The organism is Neoroseomonas rubea (assembly GCF_016106015.1).
Taxonomy (GTDB): domain Bacteria; phylum Pseudomonadota; class Alphaproteobacteria; order Acetobacterales; family Acetobacteraceae; genus Neoroseomonas; species Neoroseomonas rubea.
The window spans coordinates 1-8912 of sequence record NZ_JACADQ010000156.1 but is presented as its reverse complement, the minus strand read 5'-3'; the positions used below and the strand labels follow the sequence as shown (position 1 = coordinate 8912).

The following is an 8912-nucleotide window of genomic DNA, read 5'->3' as shown; positions in this document are numbered from 1 at the left end:
ACCGTGCCGCGCGCGCAGGTCGCGCCAGCGGCCGCCGCCGCTCCGGCATCCGAGCCCGCGCCCGTGCCCGGGCCGATGACTGTCGCCGCGCCCGCCGCGACGACGATCGCGACGCCTGACCTTTCGGGCCTGTCGCCGGGGGACCGGGCACGCGCGCTGGCCGATTCACGGCGCTGGTCGGGCACGTTGTTCGTCGGATCGTCGGTCGCGGACGGAAAGCTGCGCGACCTCGTCGTCGCACCCTGGACGGGGTCCTGGGGCGACGACACGCTGCTGGGCGGCGCAGTGCAGTACCGGCTTGGGCGCTTCTGGCGCTTTTTCATGGTCGATCTTGAGGCAGGTGCGGCCTATCGCTTCGGCGACACGGAAGGCGGCGAGTTCTGGGGCGCCGCCTATCTGCGCTACGATGGCTTCCCCTGGACCGACTACGTCTACACGACCTTCGGCCTCTCGATGGGCCCGGACTACGTGACGCGCCTGCCGCGTGTCGAGCGCGGCACGGATTTGCGCCCCGAGCCGAACCAGTCCAACTGGCTGAACTTCTTCTCGCCCGAGATCACGGTCGCGCTGCCGGACTACCCGCAATACGAGCTGGCATTCCGCTACATGCACCGCAGCGGCATCTTCGGGACGTACAACGGCGTCTATGAAGGCGCGAACAGCTTCGTTCTGGGCTTCCGCTACCGCTTCTGAACCTAGCCACCACGGCGGCCCGGCGTGTCCCGCGCCGGACCCGCCGCGGGGGACGAAGCCGCGCCGCGGGACCACAGGTTCACGCGGCCCGCAATTCCGTTGTCAGGGAGTCCAGCGCCGCGTTCAACGTGGCGCCGTGACGGAGCAGATCTGCCGCGGCGAGTTCGACGCTGCCGACCGCGCCGACCGTCTCGCCGACATCCGAGGTGGCCCGGTCGACGTCGGCGGTGACCGACCCCGCCGCCCGCGCCGCCTCCTGAACCGCCGCCGCGATCCGGCGCGTCGCCGCGTCCTGGTCCTGGACGGCAGCGTCGATGGCGTTGGCGATGCGCGCAATCTCCTGGATCGTCTGGCCGATGTCGCGGATCGCCTCCACGGCGCGTGCGGTTTCCTCCTGGACGGCGACGATCTGTCGGGAGATGTCCTCGGTGGCCTGGGTCGTCTGGCTGGCGAGGGCCTTCACCTCCCCGGCGACCACCGCGAAGCCCTTCCCGGCATCACCCGCCCGTGCCGCCTCGATGGTGGCATTCAGCGCGAGAAGGTTCGTCTGGCCGGCGATGCCGCCGATCATGCGCGCGACGTCCTCGATGCGGCGCGCCCCTTCCGCCAGCCCCTGGACCGTCGCGTCGGTCGCTCTCGCACTCTCAACGGCGCGGGAGGTGACGCTGCCCGCTTCGCTCACCCGCGCGGCGATGTCACTGATGGCCTGCGCGAGTTGTTCGGCCGGCTGGGCGATGTCCTGGACGCTGCTGTTCGCGTCGCGCGCCGCGCCGGAGGCCGAGACGGCGGAGCTGCGCGTGCGGTCGGCCGATGCGGACAATTGCCCTGCAGCCTCGCGCAGGGCCTGGCCTGCCTCGATCACTTGGCGCGCGACGCCACCGACATTGCTCTCGAAGGTATCGGCCAGCCTCTGCCGCGCGTCGCGACGCTGCGCCTCGTTCGCGAGCGCCGCCTCCGTGGCTTCGTGCTCGAGCTTGGCGCGTTCCTGCATGGCGGCGCGGAAGACCGCCACGGTCCCCGCCATCTGGCCAACCTCGTCACGCGAATGGAGATGGGGCACGTCCGTGGATAGCGCGCCGCTCGCCAGCGATTCCATGGCGGTTCGCAGCCGGTCGAAACGGTTCAAGGTGCCACGCAGCAGGAGGACGAGCATCGCGACGCTGATCGCGAGGAGCGCGACGATGATGCAGACATTGATGACCACGGTGCTCTGCGCCGCCGAGACCTGCGCCGCCCAGGCCGCGTCGAGCGCCGTGCCGGCGCTGCGGACGGCCTCATCCACCGCGCCGAGTGCCTCGGCCGAGGCGACGAAGAAGGCGTCGAAGTCAACCTTCCGGGCATCCACCGCGTCGGACAGCAGGGCTTCGCGAAGCCTGCGGTAGGGACCGTCGAAGCGTTCGCTCGCGGTCCGGATCAGGCGCTTCGTGGCGTCGGGCACGGTCGCGGATTCGAGCGACAGCAGGACGACATGGCGCGCGTTTTCGGCACGCCCATGGTTCTGCGCCATCTCCGCCCGGACGCCCTCGGAGATGGCGGCGCGGTTCGCAAGGGCGAGGGCGAAGTGGGTCCGTTCCCGCCCGCTGAACTCCCGCCACTCCCAGGAGCGATCCTGGATCGCCTCGAGGCGCGCGATCTCGCTGCTTGTGGCGGCGAGATCGGAGCGCAGGAGGATGCGCAGCCGCTGCAGCTCGCTGACAACCTCCTTGATCTCGCCGGGGATGGAAGCGACGCGCCCCAGGTTGCGATCCGCCAACGGCACGGTGACGAGCCTGTCCACGTCCTGACGCAATCCGGCGAGGCGTGTGCGCGCGGCATCGAAGTCGCGCATGAACCTGGTGAGGGCGTCTGTCGTCGGGAGTTCGGTCGCCGTTCGGCGCGCCGAATCGAGCGCGGCGTCGGCGACCTGGCGCTGCGTGTCGATCAGTGTTCGGAACCGCGCGGGAATCGGGTCCAGGAGCCCCAGCGCGACCTGGCTCGCGCTTCGCTCCAGCGAGAGTTCCAGCGTCCCGACGGCAACACCGCTGCGCACGGTGTTGCCCTGCGCGGCGAGCCGTGCCGCGTGGCCCTGCTTCATCGCGGACGACAGGTCTGCGACCGCGATGACGGCCGGGACGCTTGCCATGACGAGGGTCATGGCAAGAACTCGGCTGCGGATGGTGCGAAGCATCACGAGGGCTCCATGTCGTGCCGGCGGGTGCGTGCGTGCATCCCGCTGCCCCAGTTATGTTTTTTGGGCATAACGAGTTTGTGATGTTCCACCCTAATGCCGCACTAACAACGATACGATCGCAGATGCGTCGTGAAGCGCGTGCCATTCTCGCTCGAGCCGTGTCCGACCCGATCGCACGATGGGGCCGGATGTCCTGCGACGGAAAACCAAGACGCTGCCGCCGCAGTCCGGCGCCACGTGCCCGGCGCGAGCGAAGTGCCCAGGCGTCCGTTGCGGCGACTGCGCGCGCGGATGATCATCGCGCGCTCAAGGCGTTCGCGAAAACACTCGCATAGCTGAAGGGAGTGGGGCCCGCGACCGGAGGAAAATGGTGGGCGCACGTGGGATCGAACCACGGACCTCCTGCGTGTCAAGCAGGCGCTCATACCACTGAGCTATGCGCCCCCCGGCCCTTGAGGGGCCGCCTGATTAGACGCGGTCGGCCATGTGCGCAAGGCCCCCCGGGTCAGGCTTCGGCCATCGCGACGTCGATCAGCCGTTCGAGCACTTCCGGTTCCTGCGCGCCGGCGATCGCGTGGCGCCCGCCGAGCACGAAGCAGGGCACGCCGTTGATGCCGAGGCGATGGGCGCGAAGGTTCTCGGCATGCACCGCGTCGGCCTCCGCACCTGACTCCAGAAAGCGTCTCGCCTGCGCCGGATCGAGGCCGACGCGCGCCGCGAGCGCGACGAGGGCGATATCGTCGCCAAGGTCCGCACCCTCGGCGAAATGCGCGTGGAACAGCGCGTCCACCATCGGCTCCGCCAGCCCATCCCGGCTTGCGAAGCGCACCAGGCGATGCGCGTCCAGGCTCGAAGGCATGCGGCGGATCCGCTCGAAGTGGAACGGCACGCCCTCGGCGAGGCCGAGTTCGGCGATCGTCGCGTGCAGGCGGCGCGCGCGTTCCTCGCCGCCGAACTTTCGTGTCAGGAATTCGTGTCGTGGCAACCCGCCCGAAGGGATGTCGGGATTGAGCAGGAAGGGGCGCCAGTGGATGTCGGCGACGATGTCCGGCCGCGCGCGCAGCGCACGGCGCAGCCGGCGCGCGCCGAGGTAGCACCAGGGGCAGACCAGGTCGAAGACGACCTCGATCTGCAGGCGCGAGCGGGGCGGGACGAGCAGGTTCACCCGGTGAGGTTAGCGCAGAGCCGTGGCCGAGTCTGCCGGGGGCGGCAACGGGCGTGGCCGGCGCGGCGGGGGTGGGGGGGCCACCTCGAGTGTGTTGCCGCCCTTGGCGCGTGCCGCGGCGAGAGCGGCTTTGGCCGCGGCCATCGCTTCCTCGAGCGCGGCGGGGGCGGTGCCGTCTCCGACCTCGGAGATGGCGAGGCTCACTGTGCTGCGGCGGCCATCCATGGCGGGGTGCGGCAGGCGTGTCGCGACCCGGGCGCGAAGGCGTTCGGCGACGACGCGCGCGGCAAGTGGGCCGGTACCGGGCAGGCAGGCGAGCAGGCTGTCCGGGGTGAGGTGACCTGTCAGGTCCCCTGCGCGCGTCGCCTCCCGCAGCGCATCCGCGAGCGCGCGCAGCATCGCATCGGCGGCTGCCGGTCCATGCAGGGCGGCGATGTCTTCCAGGCCGTCGAGCGTCGCCGCGACAAGCACCATTGGCGTTCCGTCTCGACGGCAGCGCGCCAGGGCGGGCAACAGCAGCGGCTGCAGGTAGAGTGGGTTCGGCAGGTCGGTCGCCGGATTAACCCGCCGCGTGCGCGCGGCCCTGGCGCGTGCGGCGTCCTGGCGGCGGAGGAGGCGGATCAAAAGAAGAATTGCGATCGGCAGGGCGGCATCGGGAAACAGGGACAGCCAGCCGCGCCAATCGGCCGGCGGCGGGCCCTGCGACGCCAGGTCGAGTGCGCGCGGCGCCGCCGCGGCGAGGATCACGCCGGCGCCTGCCAGCGCCAGGCCGAAGCGGAATCGGCGCTGATGCCAGAGCAGGGTCGTGCGCAGCACTACGACGGCCGCGGCGAGCATGACCAGCAGCACCGTCCCCTGCAGGCCATGATGGAGGGCGCTCAAGCTCGTCATGCCGACATCGTAACATCAATGGACTAAATTTGCCTTGATGGCGATACGCATCGCGCGTCGGCATCGGCTTCACCAGCCGGAGCCGTACGCGGAGCAGGCCACCCGAGATCTCGCGCTCCGCTTGCCTCGCAAGCCTTGCTCAGGCCGAGATCGAATTCCTTCGACGGCGCCCTCCGGCGCAGGACGCCGGCCTCCTCGGTCGGCGGTTCACGCACTCAGGATTGTCCAGGCGGTCTCCGATGATCAGCGGTGGCGCGCGAGAGGGGCGCAACGAAGACGCGTCCGCGAGAGGAGGCGATACGTAACCTCATTATATAGGAAAGATATTAAGTATGGCGTTGCGGCCTGACCGCGTCCTTGTTATCCGTTCCGACACGACTTCGTGATAATTCGACGACGGAATGGCGCGACGGCGCAATGGGGCGGGGATGAAGCGGGCACAGGCGTGTACCTCGGGCCGAGCGGCCGCACTTCGTGACGAACTCAGGCGTTCGAACGCACGCGTCGCCTCGCTGCGGGCCGAACTCCACTGCGTCGCCGCAGAGAGCGGGGACCACGTCGCGGCGGGCATCGAACAGGAACTCGACGCCCTGGACCGGGAAGCGCGACTGCTCGCCGCCTTGCTCGGCCTCCAGGCATCGCTGCGCCCCGTGATCGGGGCGGACAGCGATCTGGCGCGATAGCCGCGCTCGACCGCGCCCGGCAGAGGCGGTGGCCTGGCTGGGCGGAATGAGGGCGCGCATGCCCTCAGGCACATGTGGACCGATGTGTGGATGCAGCGCTCCGCCGGCCATGGCGCGGTGAGCGCTGGTGAATTCTGGCGGACGGGGTGGGATTCGAACCCACGGTGGGCGTGAACCCACGGCGGTTTTCAAGACCGCTGCCTTAAACCGCTCGGCCACCCGTCCAGCAGGGGCCGGGGATCACTCCCCGGCGAGGCGCGCCGCCATCATCGGTGCGCCGAGGCGCAGCATGCCATGGACATCGGCGGCACGGTCGAGCGAGAGCACGGCATCCGCCAGTTGCTTCGCGCGCTCCGCGCCCAGCACGGAATCGGCCAGCCCATGGAACTTCGCGCGCAGCTCGGCCTCGGTCAGGAAGTTGCCGGGTTCGCCCTTGGGCACGTTGACCTTCTTCACGAAGGTCTGGCCGCGCGCCTTCACCGTCAGCTTGCCCGACATGTAGGTGGGGAAGTCGGCCTCCACCTCGGCGTCTTCGACGGGGAGGATCTTCTTCATCAGCCCGCGCAGGTCGGCATCCTGCAGCCAGGCGTAGCTGTCCCAGCCGAAATGGCCACGGGCCAGCGCGCAGGCCACGACGAACGGGCCGGAGAACTGCCCGTCCACGACGTTCTGCGGGTTCTGCTTGTACTGCGTCGGCGCGCCGACCAGCAGCATGCCCTTGTTGGGCAGGCCCATGGTCACGCTCTCGATCTCCTCGGTCTTCAGGCCGAGTTCCGCGCGCAGCGCCAGCGCCGCGTCCACATTCGCATGGCCGTAGCGGCAGGACGGATAGGGCTTTACCGCCGTCTCCATCAGCTCCCACTCGGTCCCGAGCCCCTGCAGGGCGCGTGCCGGGTTCGGGTTCGGGGCATAGGCGCGCAGGAAGCCGGCGCGGCCTTCCAGCGCCTCGCCCGCCCCGCGGAAGCCCTCGCGCGCCAGCGACGCGGCGGTCAGCCCGTTCAGCGCTGACCAACCCACCTGGAAGCGCTTCGTCCAGGCGCCATTGGCCAGGAACTGCAGGCTGCCCGCGGCCTGGGACAGCGCGATGCCGAAGGCATCCTCCACCTGTGCGGCCGAAAGCCCGAAGACGCGCGCCGCCGCCGCTGCCGCACCGAAGGCCCCGCAGGTCGCGGTCGGGTGGTAGCCGCGGTCGTAGTGGTCGCCGCCGGGCAGTGACAGCGCGAGCCGGCAGGTCACCTCATAGCCCGCGACGATCGCCGCCAGCACGGTACGCCCATCCGCGCCCACCATCTCGGCCGCCGCCAGCGCCGCCGGGATCACCGGCGCGCCCGGGTGCAGCGTGCCGGCCGCATGCGTGTCGTCGAAATCGAGTGAATGGGCCGTGGTGCCGTTCACCAGCGCAGCACCCGCCGGAGTGTAGCGCGCCGAATCGCCGAACACCGCGGCCGAGCCCGCGGCGAGGCCGAGCGCCCGCACCGCCGTCAGCAGCGGCCCCGTGCTTTCCGCATCGTGCCGGCCGCGCAGCATGTTGCCGACCAGGTCGAGGACGAGGAACCGCGTCCGCTCCTGCACCGCGGGCGGCAGGGTTTCGTAGCGGATCGCGGCGGTGAAGGCGGCGAGGTCGCGGGTCACGGCAGCCATGGACTTTTCCTCCGGGAACTTTCGGGTTTGTAGCACTCCGCGCGCGGTGGCCAAGCGGCGCAGGTAAGGTTTGCCTCTGCCCGGGCCGCGTGGCAGTTGGGCGGCATGATCACGCGCCGCACCCTCCTCGCCGCCCTGCCGCTCGCCGGCTGCGGGGCTTCCGCGACCGGCCCGTCAGCCTCGCCGGGCAGCGCCGCCGCGCCGGCCCAGGCCCCGGCCTTCGAATCCGTCGCCTCCGTGCCCTTCGACCGTTTCGTCGAGGGGGTGAAGTCCGAGGCGCGGCGCCGCGGTATCTCGCCTGGCACGGTCGATGCGGCCTTCGCCGGCGTGCGGCCGAACCAACGCATCATCGAACTCGACCGCCGCCAGGCCGAAGGCGGGATGCAGTGGGAGGAATACCGCGACCGAATCATGCTCTCCCCCACCCGGGTCCAGAATGGGCGGCGGATGTATGCGGAGAACACCGACCTGCTGCGGCGCGTGGAACAGCGCTACCGCGTCTCTCCCCGCGTGATCGTCGCGATCTGGGGCGTCGAGACAAATTTCGGCGGCAACACCGGCGGCTTCGGGGTCGTCGAGGCGCTGGCGACCCTCGCCTGGGAAGGCCGCCGCGCCTCCTATTTCCGCAACGAGCTCTTCGCCGCGCTGAAGATCCTCGAAGAAGGCCATATCCGCGCCGACCGCATGCGCGGCTCCTGGGCCGGGGCGATGGGCCAGCCGCAATTCATGCCCTCCAACTTCGAGCGCCTCGCCGTCGACTTCGACGGCGATGGGCGGCGCGACATCTGGGAAAGCCGCGCCGACGCGCTCGGATCGATCGCCCACTACTTCAACCGCAATGGCTGGCGCGACGGCGAGCCTTGGGGCAGGGAGGTCCGCCCGCCGCCGGGCTTCAGCCTGGCCGGCGCCGATACCGAGACACGCCGCCCGTTGCGCGACTTCGCCCGCATGGGCTTCCGTGACGCCAATGGCGGGCCGCTGCCGACCGACGGGCCGGAAGCGTCGATCGTGCTGCCCTCCCGCGGCAGCGGGCAGGTCTTCCTCGGCCACCACAATCTGCGCGTCATCCGCCGCTACAATTCCCCGGTGAATTACGGGCTGGCGGTGGGCCTGCTGTCGGACCGGGTGGGGTGAAGGCCGCCCTTCTCCTCCTGCTGCTGCTCGCGGGCTGCGGCGGGGCGGGGCCACGCTACCTCGTGGGCGAGCCCTATCGGATGGGCGGCGTCTGGTCCTATCCGCGCGAGGATTTTGCCCTGGTCGAGACCGGCCTCGCCGCCCGCCATCCCGGTCCGGCCGGCTTCGGCGCGACAACCGCGAACGGGGAGGGATGGAGCGGCGGCCGGGCGCTTGCCGCCCATCGCACGCTGCAACTGCCCGCCGTCGTCACGGTCACCAATCTCGAGAACGGGCGGGCGCTGACGCTGCGGGTGAACGACCGCGGGCCGGTGAATCCCGGCCGCGTCATCGGCCTGTCGGACCGCGCGGCGGAGTTGCTGGGCGTTCCTCCCGGCGGCGCCGCGCAGGTGCGCGTCGCGGTCGATGGCGATCTCAGCCGCGCTTTGTCCGACGCGACGCCCGGCCGGCCGGTGGAGCGCCTGGCGATCGAGACCGCGCCGCGCGCCGCGGTCGCGGCGGAAAGTCTTGCCCCGCCGCCCGGGGCGCCCCGTGG

Annotated in this window: 8 protein-coding genes and 2 tRNA genes; 4 read left to right on the top strand and 6 right to left on the bottom strand. The window is 70.8% G+C overall.

All coding sequences use genetic code 11. From position 1 onward, the window contains the following. A partial coding sequence (locus HW577_RS14875) for a hypothetical protein (protein ID WP_419956589.1) occupies window positions 1-693 on the top strand: 693 nt, incomplete at its 5' end. Between the two features lie 79 nt (window positions 694-772). On the opposite strand, the gene HW577_RS14870 is transcribed toward HW577_RS14875, so the two are convergent. From HW577_RS14870 to HW577_RS14855, 4 genes are all read right to left on the bottom strand, one after another. Beyond that, the gene (locus tag HW577_RS14870) at window positions 773-2860 is read right to left on the bottom strand and encodes a methyl-accepting chemotaxis protein (RefSeq protein WP_198376936.1); all 2088 of its coding nucleotides are present in this window, start codon (window positions 2858-2860) and stop codon (window positions 773-775) included. 371 nt (window positions 2861-3231) lie between these two features. Continuing rightward, window positions 3232-3307, bottom strand: a tRNA-Val gene (locus HW577_RS14865). A 61-nt stretch (window positions 3308-3368) separates the two neighbouring features. Continuing rightward, on the bottom strand, window positions 3369-4028 hold the full coding sequence (locus tag HW577_RS14860) for a DsbA family oxidoreductase (RefSeq protein WP_198376935.1): 660 nt from the start codon (window positions 4026-4028) through the stop codon (window positions 3369-3371). 9 nt (window positions 4029-4037) lie between these two features. Further along, entirely contained in the window at window positions 4038-4919 is an 882-nt protein-coding gene (locus HW577_RS14855) for a GGDEF domain-containing protein (protein ID WP_198376934.1), read from the bottom strand. Window positions 4920-5347: 428 nt separating this feature from the next. Here HW577_RS14855 and HW577_RS14850 point away from each other — a divergent pair, with 428 nt between their 5' ends. After that, window positions 5348-5602 (top strand): hypothetical protein, encoded by a 255-nt coding sequence (locus HW577_RS14850; RefSeq protein ID WP_198376933.1) that lies wholly within the window; start codon window positions 5348-5350, stop codon window positions 5600-5602. 135 nt (window positions 5603-5737) lie between these two features. Here the strand turns inward: HW577_RS14850 and HW577_RS14845 are convergent. Both HW577_RS14845 and HW577_RS14840 read right to left on the bottom strand, forming a co-directional pair. After that, window positions 5738-5827: transfer RNA gene (locus HW577_RS14845), tRNA-Ser, on the bottom strand. Between the two features lie 15 nt (window positions 5828-5842). Continuing rightward, the gene (locus HW577_RS14840) at window positions 5843-7243 is read right to left on the bottom strand and encodes an MmgE/PrpD family protein (protein ID WP_198376932.1); all 1401 of its coding nucleotides are present in this window, start codon (window positions 7241-7243) and stop codon (window positions 5843-5845) included. Between the two features lie 105 nt (window positions 7244-7348). On the opposite strand from HW577_RS14840, the gene HW577_RS14835 reads away from it, so the two are divergent. Both HW577_RS14835 and HW577_RS14830 read left to right on the top strand, forming a co-directional pair. Further along, window positions 7349-8377 carry a lytic murein transglycosylase gene (locus HW577_RS14835; RefSeq protein ID WP_198376931.1) on the top strand — a complete coding sequence of 343 codons (1029 nt, stop codon included), beginning with the start codon at window positions 7349-7351 and terminating at the stop codon, window positions 8375-8377. After that, window positions 8374-8912 (top strand): septal ring lytic transglycosylase RlpA family protein (locus tag HW577_RS14830; protein ID WP_332837721.1); only part of this gene is annotated, 539 nt, incomplete at its 3' end. The genes HW577_RS14835 and HW577_RS14830, both read left to right, overlap by 4 nt.